The following is a 15,974-nucleotide window of genomic DNA, read 5'->3' as shown; positions in this document are numbered from 1 at the left end:
ATGATGTTGCGCATGCTCCGTCTTGGGCGACTGGATGGTCTGTTGATTGACGACTTCTCGCTTAATCAGACCGAAGGCGTGCCGGAAGGCTATCGCACCATCGAACTGGAAACGCTTACGACCTATAGCTGGCTGCGCAAGGAATATGAGGCCCTGTTGCCGCAATTCGATCGGGGAACATACCTTTTTCGGGCTGCACTTGAGCCGGAAATGGAAACCGAAACAAAATCGTGAATCTCGTGAGCGGAACTGATAGGTTGAAGTAATATAATCTTTTCTAATGTATCCAGATCAGGCTTGGAGTCCGCTGTATGCGGTTGTTCGGTACCGCCAGTGTATTGATTGCTCTTGTGATAGTCATATGGCAGCCAATTTCAGTAAGAGCACAACCGTGTTTGCAATTGGCTGGTCTTGAAGACGCCATCGGCAGAGAAGTCGGTGAAAAGCTCGAGCACATCTTTGCCGGTCATAACCCCTGCCTTTCAGTGCAATATATGCCTGCAAGTCGCTCAGAGGCGCTGCTTCTGAGTGGTGAGATTGATGGTGATTTTCCAAGGTTGCCGGAGTTCGCGCCTTATGTTGGCGCAAAGGCAGTGATGGTTCCGGTCCCGCTTATCTCTGGTGAGGGGGTGTTGGTAACCTATGACCCTGCGATTAAAACCGTTGATGATCTTGGTGCCGTGACATTGGGCCTTCGTCGTGGCACCAAATGGTCCTCGGAGGCTGCTGGCGGGCATATCAACCGGATATTTTTGCCATCATATGACATTGTCGTTGATATGTTTCTAAGGCGTCGTCTTGATGCGTTTCTGATCGAAAGCAACAACCTGAAACAGTATGAAGCGCAATTGGCGTCTGCGACGAAAACGGTGGTCAGGCAGGGGCACGCCTATCTTTGGCTTTCAAAGAAGAACGAAAAATATTTGTCAGAGATCACCCGTGTGCTGACTCAATCTGATTTTCAGACTCTTAATGCCTACGATCAATGAAGATCAAACGTTTCCAGCCTGCGTTGTGTTCTTAAGACAATAATCTGATCTGTCCGTCTGCCATTTTGCGGACGGAAAACGTGCGTGCTTAAGGGCGCTTGCGTCTTTGTAAGGTAATAAAAGCCATTGCAAATGACGTAAAACTCCGCTGTATGACGGAGGCAGGTATGCGCTACCAAGGCCCGCACTCAATAACTGGTGTTAAAGCCAGACAGACAAACCCTTTCGGAAACGCGCCCCATGATTTCCCTTTTTGGTGAAGCTGCTGCCTTTACTGCTGCGCTCTGTTGGGCGAGTTCCAGCATGATCTTTTCCAATATCGGCGGCAAGGCAGGCGCGCAGACGGTCAATCGCGGGCGTCTGGCCTGTTCGATCTTTTGTCTGACCATTTTGCATTGGATCCTTCAGGGCCAGCCATGGCCGAATGCCATCACGTGGGAACAGCTTGGCTGGTTGTCGCTTTCATCGGTATTGGGGCTGGTGATTGGCGATGCCATGCTGTTTCAGGCTTTTGTTCTGATCGGTGCGCGGCTTTCGATGTTGCTGATGTCGACCGTTCCGATCATGGGCGCGGTTCTGGCCTGGGTCCTGTTTGATGAAACGCTGCGTCCGATTGAAATCACCGGGATCGCCTGTGGGGTGGGCGGGGTTTTGATTGTCATTCTTGGCAAAAAGGGCCGCCCGATCGGGCTTGAGGGACGCAATTACGCCATTGGTATTCTGTTTGGTTTTGGCGGCGCGGTCGGTCAGGTCGCAAATCTGATCACGGCGAAATATGCCCTGATTGATGGCTATTCCGCACTTTCCGCCACCTGGATCAGAACACTGGTCGCCGTGATCGCCATGTGGGGATTGGCGATCATCCTTGGTCGGGTGCGGCGGACTGTTACGGCCTGTATCGCGCCGGATGTTGGCAAATGGCTGTTGCTGGGCGCGCTTATCGGGCCCGCAATCGGTGTCTGGCTTTCAATGCTGGCGGTTCAAAATGCCAATGTCGGGATTGCCTCAACCCTGATGGCGCTGCCGCCGGTTATTCTGATCGTTTATGAAGGCCTGATCCTGCGCAAGCCGGTTGGCATTCAGGCGGTAATCGGAACCTGCCTTGCCTTTGGCGGGGTGACCTTGCTGTTCATGCCCTGATCAGTTCGACTGTTTACGAGCCATCTGGCGACGCTGCCAAAGCAAAAGCCAGCCAAACAGGTTGGCGAGGATGCTGCAGCCAAACAGGATGCTTGCCCAAAGTGGCAAATCAAACAGGGCGGGGGTGCCTTGTATCGCCGTTGTCGAAGACGCCGCAGCTGTCTGTTCGCTCCCTGGTGTGACTTTGGCGACGGTGGTATCGGTTGGCTGATAGGTCAATTGCACAACATGCCCCATGCCATCGGCCACCTTGATGTGGAGCTCACGTGGCGCATCTTGTGGCGATGTGCTGCCAAGCCCAAGCGAAAACTGACCGATCCGGTCCGTGCGCGCCTTTTGCCAGACCTTGCCGTCCTTGGTTGTGACAACAACCTCGGCAAAGGCCATCGGGGATCCGTCGGTATATCGGAACCCGTAGGTCTTTGTATTTGCGCTATCTTCGATCTGCCAACCAGCACCATGGGCATGGGCGGGGGCAGGTACGGCCAGTGGCCCTGCGATCAGCAGGGCCACCAGAACCGATAAATATGCAAAACCGGTCCGTGCCATGATCATTGATCAACTGCGAAGGAAAGGGTCGCACGGATGTTGTGGTTGCCGACACCTTCCTCGGCATCGGGCATATCTGCCGCGACACGCACAATCCACAAACCGGGGGCCGAAACCCGGACCTTGGCAATGCCACTGCCGGCCTCGGTGCTCAGCGTTTCGGTCGCATAGGCCCAGGAGGACGGTGTTTCAGTAAATCCGGCATAGGTTGCCAGAACCGATGTCGTCAACGGGTGGCCGTTCAAAAGGATCTGGAATTCGGCATCCTCGCCAACCTTGGTGTCACGCGGATCGCTGAGCGGCACGATTTCAAGCGCATCGCCGAGCGGCTTGGTAACAAAATCGGCGGCGTCTTCGGTACCGACCAGAAGCTTGGCAAATTTTTCATAGCGGGTCGAGGCAATGGCATCGGGATGTTCATCGGCGCCGCCAGCCTGCCAGCCATCGGGGGTCTGGGACCAGACAACACCCAGACGATGGCCGGAAATCCAGGCCGCGGTATCGGGTACTTCAAACGTACCGATCAGGTTGGGCGCGTTGTCATTTTGGGAAATCGCAATGTCGTTCGTGCCATCGGCGGTGATCAGCGTGGCGCGCACATCATTGACGCCTTCTGCTTCTTCCGGAAGGCCAAACTGATGGGTTGAATCAAGGATAAGTGTCGCATTCTCGCCCGGCTTGGCCGTTTCTGGCGATTGGCTTGCGATGAATTCATGGGCGTTTGCCGACAGACCGATCAGGAGCGTTGCGGCACCAATCACCATGCTTGCTGCGAACTTTGGTTGAAACATTTGCGTTCCTTTGGGAAATTGTTTTTATGGAAGAACCATGTGCGGGTGTGAACTTTTCAAAAAAGATCATACTCGTCAAGCCGTTGATTGTGAGAGGTAGTCAAAATGACCCGCGTGACCGTATCGATTGAAGACGATCTGATGGAGGCGTTTGACGCGTTTCTTGATCACCGCGGCTATACCAACCGGTCCGAGGGATTTCGCGATCTGATCCGCGAAAAGCTTCAGAATACCAAGCTTGAAGACAATGCCGACGGGGTCGGGATTGCGGTTCTGAACTATGTCTATGATCACGAGGAACGCATGCTGGCATCACGTTTGATGAGCACCCAGCACGAACATCACAATCTGACGGTTTCCACGGTGCACTTCCATATTGATCATGATACCTGCCTTGAAAGCGTGACATTGCGCGGACGGCTTTCGGAAATCCGTGCCTTTGCCGACAAGGTGCTGGCACAGCCGGGCGTGCGCCACGGGCAGCTTTATACCGTGCCGGGGGAATTGCATGTCGAAAGCCATCATCATGGCGATGATCATCACGGACATGCGCACAAGCACGAACATCTTAAAATCACCACCTGATGGCATTGCCAAATCGTCACTGACCGCACGTTCCGTTATTGCCGGGCAGGCGACTGATGCATCTGTTCTCTGAAAGTTCTGCTCGAAGCAATGAGAACAAACTTGCAACATCCGAATTTTTGTGAGAATGTTCGCATTATGTTCTCAGTTGTTTTGTCGATAAGAACGCAGTGGCAGGCTGCGGCAACAGGCAAAACAGTCTAGCGGTGGCGTTCCGCATTATAGGTCCGGGGAACCGCCTGCGTTGCATCCAACCCGGCCCTGTGGAATAAGAGAGTTCGAGCAATGATTCAGACCGCGCTGCATTTGGTGGATAAGGATACTATGGATAAGCAGAAGGCACTCGAAGCCGCCCTTGGGCAGATCGAACGGGCATTTGGCAAAGGTTCGATTATGAAGCTGGGTCAGCGGGAAAGCGCCGTTGATATCTCAGCCATTTCAACCGGTTCGCTCGGTCTTGATATCGGACTGGGCATTGGCGGTCTGCCGCGTGGCCGTATCGTCGAAATCTATGGTCCGGAAAGTTCGGGTAAAACCACGCTGGCGTTGCACACGGTTGCCGAAGCCCAGAAGCTTGGCGGGACCTGTGCATTTGTCGATGCCGAACATGCGCTTGACCCGGGATATGCCCGCAAGCTGGGTGTGAATACCGACGAACTCCTGATTTCCCAGCCCGATGCCGGTGAACAGGCCCTTGAAATCGCTGACACGCTGGTGCGTTCTGGCGCGATTGATGTTCTGGTCGTCGATTCGGTTGCTGCCCTTGTGCCGCGCGCCGAACTTGAAGGTGAGATGGGCGATACGCACGTTGGTCTGCAGGCCCGCCTGATGAGCCAGGCACTGCGTAAACTGACCAGTTCTGTTTCGCGTTCGAACTGCATGGTCATCTTCATCAACCAGATCCGTATGAAGATCGGTGTGATGTTTGGCAGCCCGGAAACCACCACCGGTGGTAACGCACTTAAATTCTATGCCTCGGTCCGTTTGGATATCCGCCGTATCGGTCAGATCAAGGACCGCGACGAAGTCGTTGGTAACCAGACGCGTGTCAAGGTCGTCAAAAACAAGATGGCCCCGCCGTTCAAGCAGGTCGAATTCGACATCATGTATGGCGAAGGCATTTCCAAGATGGGTGAAATCCTTGATCTTGGCGTCAAGGCCGGCATCGTCGAGAAATCCGGTTCGTGGTTCTCCTATAACTCGACCCGTATCGGTCAGGGCCGCGAGAACGCCAAGAGCTTCCTGCGCGAGAACCCGGAAATGACCAAGGAGATCGAAAACAGCATTCGCGAGAGTGCCGGTCTGATCGCCGAAGCCATGACCAATATGAGCGAAGACGAACCGGTCAACGACGATTGATCTGATCAATCTGGCGACATGATTTCGAAGGGCGGGGTGCAGATGTATCCCGCCCTTTTTTGTTCGCAAACGATCGGTCTGGTTTCACAGGAAATTGTGTAAAGGAGGTCCGCCGTGATCTCCTTCACTTGACGTGCCGCAAAATGATCACGATTGAGAAAAAATCATTTAGAATCAATCGATTGTTGTGCTGTTCGCGCCGGAAAATTTGACCGGGAAGAACAATGCCGGGAACAATTATGAGTTGTCGCCGTTTGATTTCCTGTGAGCTTTGACACGATCAACCAGGAGAATGAACATGTCGAATACGATGAAAAAGTTTCTCGCGATTCTGATGATTTCGGGTATGGGCCTTGGCCTTGCTGCCTGTGAAACTGCCGAAGGCTTTGGCGAAGACGTCGAAGATGCCGGTGAAGCAATCCAGGACGGCGCTTCCTGATCTGTAACCGATCATTATTCACTATCTTAAAGCAACAATAGTGGGAGAATCCCATGCTAGGTTGGGCAATATTCTGTTTGGTTCTGGCACTGATCGCCGCCGTTCTTGGCTTTGGCGGACTTGCAGGGACATTCGTCGGGATCGCAAAGATCTTGTTCTTTGTTTTCCTCGTGCTGTTTGTCGTATCGCTTGTCGTCAACGCGTTGCGTGGCCGTCGCCCGCCGGTCTGATGACCAGACAGTTGCAAGACTGCACGAAGCATACATGCCTATAGAAAGGACGCCATTTCGGCGTCCTTTTCTGCGTTTAGTGCGGCAAACGGCCCTTGTGCGCGATAACGGTTGCAAGCCGGATGCCCCGAGGCCAGAATATCGCGATAAACAACAAGACAGGCGACATGCCTGTTATCCGGACTTGAATGGAGCATCCTGCAAAGATGGAAACGATGACAAAACGTCTTCTGGCCGTCCTGATGGTTATTGGCTTTGGTCTTGCCCTTGGTGCCTGCGAAACCGCCGAAGGATTTGGTCGCGATATGGAAAAACTCGGCAAGTCGATCCAGGACAGTGCAAACGACTAGTCCACGAACGGCCCATCTTCAGACAAACCGTCTTCACACAGACCGCCTCGAACTTTCGGCGGCCAGATTGGCCGACATCCCCGACCTTTATGCCTTCCTTGGTGATCGTGATGCCATGCGGTTCACCCAGTGTGATGAAAGCTTTGCGGCGTGTCGCAAGCGCGTACTGGTCCATGAATGGTTCCGGCGCCGCGATGGATTTGCACCATGGGTCGTAAGGCTGCGCACGTCTGGCGACATCATTGGATGGGGCGGACTATATACCGATCCGTTTGATCCCGGTTGGGGGCCGGAGCTTGGCTATTATCTGGCCCCGAACGCCTGGGGGCAGGGGCTTGGCCGGGAACTGGCGGCTGCGGCGCTTGACTATGGGCGGGGCCGGACATCGATTTCGTGTCTGACCGCCTTTGCCCATCCGCAAAATTCGGCGTCGCGCAAATTGTTGCTGGGCCTTGGGTTTGAGGTCGCCGGGTTTGTTAAGGAAATGAAGCGGGATCGATTCACATTATTGCTGAAAACTAGCTGAATTTTGGCTGGGTTTGGCCCGATTAACTGGCGCCAAATCGCCGAATTGGGCAAAACTTGCGGCAAATCCCCCGGACTCCTTTCGCCTGACTGGACAGGGCAGGGCCGAGCCGCTAAATAGGGCAGTCCGTTCGCCAGTATGGCGCGCGCAGTTGTTCCGCGTTTTCCGGGTTGGAGAGATATGCAGACCGTCAACGATATCCGCACCACGTTTCTGGAGTTCTTCCGCAAGAACGGCCACGAAGTCGTTTCGTCCAGCCCGCTGGTGCCGCGCAATGACCCTACCCTGATGTTCACCAACGCCGGGATGGTTCAGTTCAAGAACGTTTTCACCGGCCAGGAACACCGCGATTATTCGCGTGCCGCGACCTCGCAGAAATGCGTGCGCGCCGGGGGCAAGCATAACGACCTTGAAAATGTCGGGCATACCGCACGCCATCACACCTTCTTTGAAATGCTCGGCAACTTTTCGTTCGGCGACTATTTCAAGGAAAACGCGATTGAATTCGCCTGGAACCTGATCACCAAGGAATATGGCCTGCCAAAAGACAAGCTCCTGGTCACGGTCTATCACACCGATGACGAGGCGCATGGTCTTTGGAAAAAGATCGCCGGTCTGACAGATGATCGTATCATCCGTATCCCGACCTCGGATAACTTCTGGTCGATGGGCGATACCGGTCCGTGTGGTCCGTGCTCGGAAATCTTCTTTGACCATGGCGATCACATCTGGGGTGGCCCTCCGGGCAGTGCGGAAGAAGACGGCGACCGTTTCATTGAAATCTGGAACCTCGTCTTCATGCAGTACGAACAGATGGCAAATGGTGATCGTGTTGATCTGCCAAAACCGTCGATTGATACCGGCATGGGTCTGGAACGTATTGCCGCTGTGCTTCAGGGCAAACACGACAACTATGACATTGATTTGATGCGTGCGCTGGTCGAAGCATCGGCCGATGCCACCAACACCGATCCGGATGGTTCGCATAATGTGTCGCACCGCGTGGTTGCCGACCATCTGCGGTCGACCAGCTTCCTGATTGCCGATGGTGTTCTGCCGTCCAATGCCGGTCGCGGCAACGTTCTGCGCCGTATCATGCGCCGCGCGATGCGCCACCTGCATATGGTCGGAACGCAAGATCCGACGATGTATAAGCTGGTCCCGGCACTGGTAAGCAAGATGGGCGGTGCCTTCCCGGAACTGGTCCGTGCACAGGCATTGATCGAAGAAACCCTCAAGCTTGAAGAGCAGGGCTTTAAAACCATGCTGGATCGCGGTCTCAAGATGCTTGATGACGCGACCGATGGCATGGATGCAGGCGCGATCCTTTCGGGTGATGTGGCGTTCAAGCTTTATGACACTTATGGCTTCCCGCTTGATCTGACCGCTGATGCGCTCAAAGAACGCAAAATCGGCATCGATGAAGCCGGCTTCACCACCGCCATGGAAGAACAGAAAGCCAAGGCACGCGCGGCATGGTCCGGTTCGGGCGAAGCTGCGACCGAGGAAGTCTGGTTTGACATCAATGACCGTGATGGCGCGACCGAATTCCTGGGGTATGAAACCGAAACCGCCGAGGGTGTGGTTACCGCACTGATCAAGGACGGTGCCGAAGTCAAATCGGCATCGAAGGGCGACGAAGTTGCCGTTCTTGCCAACCAGACCACCTTCTTTGGTGAGTCCGGTGGTCAGCAGGGCGATGCCGGTGTGATCAAAACCGAACATGGTGCGATCATTGAAATCACCGACACCCAGAAAAAGCTGGGAAGCTTGCATGTGCATCTTGGAAAGGTGACCGAGGGCGACGTCAAGGTGGGCGATGCCGCGGAATTCCGCGTCGATCATACCCGCCGCTCAAGCCTTCGTGCCAACCACTCGGCCACCCACCTTTTGCATGCGGTTTTGCGCAAGCACCTTGGTGATCACGTGACCCAGAAGGGATCCCTGGTCGCGGCTGATCGTCTGCGTTTCGACATCTCGCATCCCAAGGCCGTCACGGCCGAGGAAGCAGCGGTGATCGAAGCAGATGTCAACAGCCTGATCCGCGAAAACAGCGAAGTCACCACCCGTCTGATGACCCCGGACGAGGCGATTGAGCTGGGCGCGATGGCGCTGTTTGGTGAAAAATACGGCGATGAAGTCCGCGTTGTGTCGATGGGCCTGCCGGTCGCTAATGAACATGCCTATTCGCTTGAACTTTGCGGCGGTACGCATGTGAAGCGCACCGGTGATATCGGCATGTTCAAGATCGTGTCCGAGGGCGCAGTTTCAAGCGGTGTCCGCCGTATCGAAGCCCTGACCGGTGCCGATGCCGCCAAATACATGTCGGCGCGTGAAAACGTTCTGACCACGGTTGCGGCAGACCTTAAGGCCGTTCCAGAAGATGTCCCGGCCCGCGTCAAGGCGCTGCAGGAAGAACGTCGTCGTCTGGAACGCGAAGTATCCGACCTGCGCAAAAAGCTGGCAACGGCTGGCTCTGGTGCGGCTTCTGGTGGCGATGCCTTCAAGGAAGTCAATGGCGTCAAAATGGCGCTGCGGTCGCTTGATGGCATTCCGGCCAAGGAACTCAAAGGCATGGTCGACGAGCTCCGCGATCAGATGGGCTCAGGGATTGTCGCCCTTGTTTCGGGTGACGGTGGCAAGGCATCCATCGTTGTCGGCCTGACCGCGGACCTGACGGATAAATACAGCGCAGTTGATCTTGTGCGCATCGGTGTTGAAAAGCTCGGTGGCAAGGGCGGTGGTGGCCGTCCGGATATGGCACAGGGCGGCGGTTCCGACCCGGCGCAGGCGGATGCCGCACTGGCCGCGATCGAGGCACATATCGCTGGCTAAGCGATCACCCGCCAAAAAGTCTGATGAATTAAAAGGGCCCGTTTGGGCCCTTTTTCAATGTAACCCTACGGTGCTTAAGCTTGCTAAAGTATATCTTTGGGTTGCACGGTTAGCCCTCCAAGAGATAACCTTGAGTTGCATCTTTGGGGGGTAAAAATGAAGCCAGATTATTTGTCGCAAGGTGAAGCTGCTCGTCTTTTTCCTGTCTTAGCCACCACATCTAAAGAGGGAAGAACAACAGCTGTCGTCCTTAGTTGCCTGACCAGCATTCACGAGTTCGGGCAAAGTCTCCTGAAGTCTGTCAATTTACGCGTCGGTAAGACGTCGTCTGTTGAAGCCTTTACCGAAATTGTTTTTGCTGGTGACAAGGCTGCTTCAAAGGACAGGCCGGACGGTTTGTTAATCGTGCGTACAGGTAAGCGCGAATGGCGTGCTCTTATCGAGACGAAAGTCGGTTCCAATGAACTCAATGACGAACAAGTGGACCGTTATCGGAACTTGGCAAAACTCCATGGCGTCGATTGTGTCGTAACAATTTCAAACCAATTCACGTCTCGTCCTGAAAACCATCCATTACAGTCGGTTAGGAAAAGCCGTTCGAAAATTCCAGTCTACCATTGGTCTTGGATGTTTATTCTAACCACTGCCGATCTTTTGATTAGCAATGATGAGATCGCAGATTCCGATCAGCTCTATCTGCTAAATGAACTTAAGCGTTTTTTGACCCATGAAAGCACAGGGATCAAAGGCTTTGATCGCATGCCGCCAGAGTGGACAGAGTTGAATAAGTTGGTCTCCGCTTCAGAGGCGATACCCGCCAAGTCAGAGGCTGCATTGGCAGTTCTAGAAGCCTGGCACCAAGAAACCCGCGATCTGTCCTTAATATTGACCCGAAAAACTGAGGCTTTAGTTAGAGAAAAATTGCCTCGCAAGCACCTTGATGATCCCAGCTTGAGGCTTAAGGAAGAGTTCGCGAATCTCAGAGAAACGAAGCGACTTGGCGCTACATTGATTGTTCCTGATGCAGCATCTCCGGTGGAGATTTATGCCAACCTGATGACACGAACTATCTCTGTTGAGATGTTCCTGAGAGCGCCAGAAGACAAGAAGTCAACTAAGGCGAGAGTTAACTGGCTGCTGAGACAGTTAAAAACAGTTAGTACGCCAGATATTCATGTGCGTTTGATGTGGCCGGGAAGCAGCGAGGCAACCCTTTACCCGTTGGAAGACCTCAGAGAAGACCCAGCTATTGCCGAAACAGGCAAAGAGGGAATGCAAGTTCTCGGGTTCCACATCCTTCTGTCGCGAAGAGTTGGTGCTAAGTTTACACAACAGACTAATTTCATAGCTATCTTGGAACAGATTGTTCCGGAGTTTTATCAAGAGGTTGGACAGAATCTAGTAGCTTGGAGAAAGTCTCCTCCTAAGATTAAGCCTAATCGCGACGGCTCAACTGATGTGAGTGTTGATGCTCTTGAGGAAGAGGCCGAAGAGATGGCCTTGGATAGCTGACAAGTGAAAGATCTGATGAATTAAAAGGGCCCGAAACGGGGCCCTTTTCTTTTGTCTGATGATATCGGTTCGTACTGCGTTCGCTCGTTATGCGTCGTCTTCGGATGCAGAATTTTTGACCGGTTTCTGATGATGCAAAACGCGGGTGGCAGCCCGAACGACGGTTTTACGGTCGTTTTCTTCGGGGATGTCACGCTCGGCGGCATTGGCGATCATGCGGGCGTGGGTGCGCAGCACTTCGCGTTGATGATCGGTCTCGGCCAGTCGCATCAGGCTTTCAAGGATTTCGGCCATCGGCAACAACACATCCGGCTTTGCCGTCGCAGACTGACGGATCTGGTCATAGGCCGCCCCCAACATGCCGCCAAAATCGGACATCAGGGCATGCAGGCGGACTTCATCGTCATCATCGCGCCAGATGCCGACCGGATAGCGAAACTGCATGGCATGTGGAAGGGCGTCCCCCAGACGATAGATCGCGGCAATGGCCGTGAACGGGTCATTGATGCCCGGTGACAGGGCCCGCAGGGCGACTTCGACCAGTTGGCGCAGGGCAAATTCGACATCCAGCATGGCCGTGCGATGCGATCCGATCATGATCGCCTCAAGAATATCAGCGTGGCATTGTTCGATATTGTCTTGTGCCTGTTTGGAGACGTCATCCTTCAAAGGGACGATACGTCCGACGATATCACCGATCAGCACGTGTTGGCCTGCACGGATCACAAGCGAGATACGCGTATCTGTTTGTTTGGCGATTTCACAGATTTTTTCATAGTCGACGCCCTGCACATATCCCGAAGATGCGACGCAAATGGCCTGATCGCGGGGGATGTCTTGTGGGTCGGGCAGGGTTGTCTGGGCCTTCTCGGCGGCCTTGATCGGATCGGTCAGGGTGTTGCTGGCCGATTGAATGGTTTCCTCAAGGTTTTTGCCAACACGCTGAATAACCTCGTCGGCAACGATCGACCGGCCAAGGTGATGGACAAACAGGATCAGGACAAAAACGCTGATGACAAACAGCGCGATACCGAATGTCACAGCCAGATGCGGCACCGGGGCAGAATCCGGTTTTTCACCCATCAGCATAAGGGAGGTGATCAAAAACAGAATGCTGCCAACAAAAGTGCCCAGCGCGTTCTGGGTTTTGTTATCGCCCATGAAGTTGCGGATCATACGCGGTCCAAGTGACCCGGCGGCAAGGGTCAGAACCACCATTGTGATCGACAGGGCAAAGGTCGTCAGGGTGACCAGCGTGGCCAGCAGGGTTTCAAGCAACCCGCGCACCGCCTGGATTTCATTGAACCCGGGCAACAGGCTGGGGAACAGGTCGCGCAGGATATCCTGGGGGGCTGCCATAATGCCAACCGCAAAGGCCGCACCGCCCAGCGCAAAAAGCAAAGGCGATACCCACAGGCTATAGGTCAGAAATTCCCAAACGCGGATCAGGCGTTGAACCATGATGCAAAAACCCCTTTCGGGTCAAAGAGTGTCGCGTGACCCGGATCTTGGGAAAACGCATGGACATCATATGATTAAACGCCGATCAGCGCATGCAGTTCCCGCCTGATCTGTTTTGCCATCGGCAAGGGGTATTTCAAAATGCGCAAGCAATGACGAACCGCGCGTAGAAAGGCAGGGCAAACGTCTCAGATATCGACTTGTTCGATGGCTGCTTTGCCGATCAGGGCCTCTGCCTCGGGCGTGCCCTTGCGCGCAGTGTCGGGCAGCTTTGCTAGTTGATCGGCGGCCGCGCGGATATCGTCAAGATCATCGATCTCTTCACAGACTTCCATCACCCGGTTCCAGATCGCGTCATGATCCATCCCGCCCATAACGGTCAGGGCGATGGCGCGATTAAGCGTTGCCTGTGGATGGTTGGCATCCTGGGACAGGATTTGTTCAAACGCCTCAAAGGCTGCGATCAGATGGCCTTCTCGCAGATTGATCACACCCAAATCGTTTGATGCGGCAAGCGAGGACGGATTGATCCGAAGCAGTTGTTCAACCGCACGCCGTTCGCCCTCAAAATCCTCGTTTGCGCGATGGCATGTGGCGATCAGACGGTGGATGCCCTCTGATCCCGGACTGTGGTGGGCGGCAGTTTGCAGGGCCGAAAGGGCGGCGTCATAGCGTTCGAGTGCGATCAATGCCTGCCCGCGCAAGGTCAGCATTTCAGGATCGGTCGGTTTGGCGCGCAGCACGATATCAATGTGGTTGAGTGCGCTACGTGCGTCACCGTTTTCAAGCAATGCGCGTGCAATGTGATGCAGGCAGTCTTCATGACCCCCATCAGATTGCAGCACCGTGCGATACTCACCGATTGCTTCGATGATCGAACCTTTTTCATGAAGCGCACGCGCCAGCCCGAAACGGGCATCCAGATTATCCATATCTTCGCCAAGTGCCTGGCGCAGCATGTTGATTGCGGCGTCATACTGTCGCTGCTTCAAGGCGGCAAGCCCCATGTCAGAAAAGGACATTGCATTCATAGGAGGTCTCCCAATCCAATCGCAATCCGTTGACCGAACCGCTGAATTTATCGATTAACGATGGGATTATAATGCCCAAACCGATCATTACCAGCCCTATGTCATAACGAATTCATGACGCCAGACCTGTTGCCGTTGTGAGCCCCAAAAAACAAAGGCCCCGACATGTGCCGGGGCCTTTGTCTGATCATGATGCCGGTGGCTTACAGCTTATGGATCATCTTGATTTCCATGAAGTCTTCAAGGCCAAACAGGCCACCTTCGCGGCCATTGCCTGATTGCTTGTAGCCGCCAAACGGACTGCCCGCCATTGGGGAGGAGCCATTTAGCAACACCATGCCGGCGCGCAGTTTGCGGGCAACACGGTCGGCCTTTTTGGCATCCGGGGTCTGGATATAGGCGGCCAAACCGTACGGCGTGTCATTGGCGATCTCGATGGCTTCTTCTTCGGTTTCAAACGGGATCATCGAGACCACAGGGCCAAAGATTTCCTCGCGTGCGATGCGCATATTGTTGTTCACATCGGCAAAGATGGTGGGTTTGACAAAGTAGCCCTCGTTGGTGTCATCGGGCTTGCCCGCACCACCAACGAGAAGGGTGGCACCTTCGTCAATGCCGGCCTGAATAAGGGTCTGAACCCGGTCAAACTGAATATGGCTGACCAGCGGGCCGATATGGCTGCCTTCCTTGGTCGGATCGCCGACGGATGCCTGTTCGCCGACACGTTTGGCAACCTTTACTGCGTCGTCATAGATCGAGCGTTGCACCAGCATGCGGGTGGGCGCATCGCAGGTCTGGCCGGAGTTGTTGAAAACGGCATTCACACTCCAGGCGATGCGGTCTTCGATATCGACATCATCAAACACGATGTTGGGCGACTTGCCGCCAAGCTCCAAGGTGACGCGCTTGATGTTTTCCGAGGCATCCTTGGTGATTGCCTTGCCCGCACGGGTCGATCCGGTAAAGGACATCATGGTGATATCGGGATGACGCGACAGGGTCGCACCGGCAACCGGACCCGCCCCCTGAACCATGTTAAAGGCCCCGGCCGGGAAACCTGCCTCGTGGATCATTTCGGCATAAAGCATGGCATTAAGCGGGGTGAATTCGGATGGTTTCAGCACGCAGGTGCAGCCGGTGGCAAGGGCCGGGATGACCTTAAGCACGATCTGGTTGATCGGCCAGTTCCACGGCGTGATCAGGCCGCAAACGCCGATCGGTTCGCGCAACAAAAGCTCTCCGTTATAAAGGATTTCCTCGGTCTTGAGCTTTTTCAGCGCAACAATGAAATCTTCGAGATGTGCCGTGCCAGCCGCGGCCTGCTGTTCGTGCGACATGGTGGTTGGCGCGCCGAGTTCGGTCGTGATGGTATCGGCAACTTCGCCGTAGCGGCGCTTATAGATCGCAAGCAGGTTTTCAAGCCAGCCAAGACGCTGTTCGACGGTCGTCTGGCTATAGCTTTCAAAGGCGCGCTTGGCCGCGGCGACGGCAAGGTCGACGTCTTCTTCGCTGGCCAGGGTGATTTGGGTGATGACTTCTTCGGTGGCCGGATTGATCACGTCCATCTTTTCCGAGGAAATCGGATCAACCCATTTGCCGTTGATGTAAAATTTGCCTGCGTTATCCATTGGAAGCCTTCCTGAGTTTCTCTGTGTTGGGCCAAGGCGTTAGCCCCGGCACGGGTGGCGCGGTTTCAGGTTCGTTCCCTCAGCCAGCTTTTTATTATTTCCCGGTGGCGTTCGGCCCCGTAACTGGCGAAATGCCCGCCATGCACGACCCGGACCGGCAAATCATAAAGCCGTTCCATTGATCGGACATAGTCAGCTGCATTTGCATGATAAGTGTCTTCGATCAAAGGTCCATCATAAACAATGTCGCCGGAAAACAGGATGCCGGTGGCCTTTTCCCAAAGCGCAATACCGCCCGGTGAATGGCCCGGTGTGTGGATGACCTCGAAATGGCGGTCACCCAGATCAATCACATCGCCGTCCTCGACAATGCGGGTCGCTGGTGCGGCCTTGACGGCGTAAGTGGTCGAGGCATAGGGAAGCGGTGGAAGTTTTGTGAAAATCTCGTCGGTTACATAGGGATCGGCCAGCGTGTTTTTGCGCGTGGGCGCGGCCAGAAGATCAGCTTCGCACCGATGGCACACTCGGTTTTCAAATTCGTGGTGGCAG

The 15,974-nt window shown here is 54.5% G+C and carries 17 protein-coding genes; 11 read left to right on the top strand and 6 right to left on the bottom strand.

Translation table 11 applies throughout. The features are described 5' to 3' along the window. From B3Z49_RS12080 to B3Z49_RS12070, 3 genes are all read left to right on the top strand, one after another. A partial coding sequence (locus tag B3Z49_RS12080; RefSeq protein WP_296991100.1) for a hypothetical protein occupies positions 1 to 234 on the top strand: 234 nt, incomplete at its 5' end. Positions 235 to 317: 83 nt separating this feature from the next. Further along, positions 318 to 989, top strand: a complete 672-nt coding sequence (locus B3Z49_RS12075; RefSeq protein ID WP_296991098.1) for a hypothetical protein — start codon at positions 318 to 320, stop codon at positions 987 to 989. Positions 990 to 1,229: 240 nt separating this feature from the next. Next, the gene (locus tag B3Z49_RS12070; protein WP_008890368.1) at positions 1,230 to 2,129 is read left to right on the top strand and encodes a DMT family transporter; all 900 of its coding nucleotides are present in this window, start codon (positions 1,230 to 1,232) and stop codon (positions 2,127 to 2,129) included. On the opposite strand, the gene B3Z49_RS12065 is transcribed toward B3Z49_RS12070, so the two are convergent. Together B3Z49_RS12065 and B3Z49_RS12060 are read right to left on the bottom strand one after the other, a co-directional pair. Then, a complete protein-coding gene (locus B3Z49_RS12065; protein ID WP_296991096.1) occupies positions 2,130 to 2,678 on the bottom strand; it encodes a hypothetical protein in 549 nt (182 codons plus the stop codon). It lies immediately after the preceding gene. 2 nt (positions 2,679 to 2,680) lie between these two features. Then, entirely contained in the window at positions 2,681 to 3,469 is a 789-nt protein-coding gene (locus B3Z49_RS12060) for a DUF4198 domain-containing protein (protein WP_296991094.1), read from the bottom strand. A 105-nt stretch (positions 3,470 to 3,574) separates the two neighbouring features. Between B3Z49_RS12060 and nikR the strand changes: the two genes are divergently transcribed. The 8 genes from nikR to B3Z49_RS12020 all read left to right on the top strand — a co-directional run bounded on the left by nikR (position 3,575) and on the right by B3Z49_RS12020 (position 11,305). Beyond that, on the top strand, positions 3,575 to 4,054 hold the full coding sequence (gene nikR, locus B3Z49_RS12055; RefSeq protein ID WP_008890365.1) for a nickel-responsive transcriptional regulator NikR: 480 nt from the start codon (positions 3,575 to 3,577) through the stop codon (positions 4,052 to 4,054). Positions 4,055 to 4,339: 285 nt separating this feature from the next. Beyond that, complete coding sequence (gene recA, locus B3Z49_RS12050) at positions 4,340 to 5,413, top strand: recombinase RecA (RefSeq protein ID WP_040823385.1); 1,074 nt, start codon at positions 4,340 to 4,342, stop codon at positions 5,411 to 5,413. Between the two features lie 298 nt (positions 5,414 to 5,711). Beyond that, positions 5,712 to 5,852 (top strand): entericidin A/B family lipoprotein, encoded by a 141-nt coding sequence (locus tag B3Z49_RS12045; protein ID WP_008890360.1) that lies wholly within the window; start codon positions 5,712 to 5,714, stop codon positions 5,850 to 5,852. Positions 5,853 to 5,905: 53 nt separating this feature from the next. Continuing rightward, on the top strand, positions 5,906 to 6,082 hold the full coding sequence (locus B3Z49_RS12040; RefSeq protein ID WP_008890359.1) for a DUF1328 domain-containing protein: 177 nt from the start codon (positions 5,906 to 5,908) through the stop codon (positions 6,080 to 6,082). A gap of 206 nt (positions 6,083 to 6,288) precedes the next feature. After that, the gene (locus B3Z49_RS12035) at positions 6,289 to 6,432 is read left to right on the top strand and encodes an entericidin A/B family lipoprotein (protein ID WP_008890358.1); all 144 of its coding nucleotides are present in this window, start codon (positions 6,289 to 6,291) and stop codon (positions 6,430 to 6,432) included. Beyond that, entirely contained in the window at positions 6,419 to 6,958 is a 540-nt protein-coding gene (locus B3Z49_RS12030; protein WP_296991086.1) for a GNAT family N-acetyltransferase, read from the top strand. The genes B3Z49_RS12035 and B3Z49_RS12030 overlap by 14 nt, the downstream gene beginning before the upstream one ends. Before the next feature lie 180 nt (positions 6,959 to 7,138). Continuing rightward, on the top strand, positions 7,139 to 9,793 hold the full coding sequence (gene alaS, locus B3Z49_RS12025) for an alanine--tRNA ligase (protein WP_296991084.1): 2,655 nt from the start codon (positions 7,139 to 7,141) through the stop codon (positions 9,791 to 9,793). A 156-nt stretch (positions 9,794 to 9,949) separates the two neighbouring features. Continuing rightward, complete coding sequence (locus B3Z49_RS12020; protein WP_296991082.1) at positions 9,950 to 11,305, top strand: hypothetical protein; 1,356 nt, start codon at positions 9,950 to 9,952, stop codon at positions 11,303 to 11,305. 87 nt (positions 11,306 to 11,392) lie between these two features. Here the strand turns inward: B3Z49_RS12020 and B3Z49_RS12015 are convergent, their stop codons facing one another. The 4 genes from B3Z49_RS12015 to B3Z49_RS12000 form a co-directional block, all read right to left on the bottom strand. Continuing rightward, a complete protein-coding gene (locus B3Z49_RS12015) occupies positions 11,393 to 12,766 on the bottom strand; it encodes a DUF2254 domain-containing protein (RefSeq protein WP_296991080.1) in 1,374 nt (457 codons plus the stop codon). Positions 12,767 to 12,954: 188 nt separating this feature from the next. Further along, positions 12,955 to 13,797, bottom strand: a complete 843-nt coding sequence (locus B3Z49_RS12010) for a tetratricopeptide repeat protein (RefSeq protein ID WP_296991078.1) — start codon at positions 13,795 to 13,797, stop codon at positions 12,955 to 12,957. 203 nt (positions 13,798 to 14,000) lie between these two features. Beyond that, positions 14,001 to 15,425 carry an aldehyde dehydrogenase family protein gene (locus tag B3Z49_RS12005; RefSeq protein ID WP_296991077.1) on the bottom strand — a complete coding sequence of 475 codons (1,425 nt, stop codon included), beginning with the start codon at positions 15,423 to 15,425 and terminating at the stop codon, positions 14,001 to 14,003. 65 nt (positions 15,426 to 15,490) lie between these two features. Further along, positions 15,491 to 15,974: MBL fold metallo-hydrolase (locus B3Z49_RS12000; RefSeq protein WP_296991076.1), on the bottom strand; the 484-nt coding region annotated here is incomplete at its 5' end.

It is taken from the genome of Thalassospira sp. UBA1131, from assembly GCF_002311515.1.
Lineage (GTDB): Bacteria > Pseudomonadota > Alphaproteobacteria > Rhodospirillales > Thalassospiraceae > Thalassospira.
Note: the sequence above shows the minus strand (reverse complement) of the source record. Positions and strands in the feature narration are given on the sequence as shown.

Bases quoted from the DNA above. Each gene is read 5' to 3' on its own strand.
- B3Z49_RS12070 (WP_008890368.1), top strand. From the start codon at position 1,230: ATGATTTCCCTTTTTGGTGAAGCTGCTGCCTTTACTGCTGCGCTCTGT.
- B3Z49_RS12065 (WP_296991096.1), bottom strand. From the start codon at position 2,678: ATGGCACGGACCGGTTTTGCATATTTATCGGTTCTGGTGGCCCTGCTG.
- B3Z49_RS12060 (WP_296991094.1), bottom strand. From the start codon at position 3,469: ATGTTTCAACCAAAGTTCGCAGCAAGCATGGTGATTGGTGCCGCAACG.
- nikR (WP_008890365.1), top strand. From the start codon at position 3,575: ATGACCCGCGTGACCGTATCGATTGAAGACGATCTGATGGAGGCGTTT.
- recA (WP_040823385.1), top strand. From the start codon at position 4,340: ATGATTCAGACCGCGCTGCATTTGGTGGATAAGGATACTATGGATAAG.
- B3Z49_RS12045 (WP_008890360.1), top strand. From the start codon at position 5,712: ATGTCGAATACGATGAAAAAGTTTCTCGCGATTCTGATGATTTCGGGT.
- B3Z49_RS12040 (WP_008890359.1), top strand. From the start codon at position 5,906: ATGCTAGGTTGGGCAATATTCTGTTTGGTTCTGGCACTGATCGCCGCC.
- B3Z49_RS12035 (WP_008890358.1), top strand. From the start codon at position 6,289: ATGGAAACGATGACAAAACGTCTTCTGGCCGTCCTGATGGTTATTGGC.
- alaS (WP_296991084.1), top strand. From the start codon at position 7,139: ATGCAGACCGTCAACGATATCCGCACCACGTTTCTGGAGTTCTTCCGC.
- B3Z49_RS12020 (WP_296991082.1), top strand. From the start codon at position 9,950: ATGAAGCCAGATTATTTGTCGCAAGGTGAAGCTGCTCGTCTTTTTCCT.
- B3Z49_RS12015 (WP_296991080.1), bottom strand. From the start codon at position 12,766: ATGGTTCAACGCCTGATCCGCGTTTGGGAATTTCTGACCTATAGCCTG.
- B3Z49_RS12010 (WP_296991078.1), bottom strand. From the start codon at position 13,797: ATGAATGCAATGTCCTTTTCTGACATGGGGCTTGCCGCCTTGAAGCAG.
- B3Z49_RS12005 (WP_296991077.1), bottom strand. From the start codon at position 15,425: ATGGATAACGCAGGCAAATTTTACATCAACGGCAAATGGGTTGATCCG.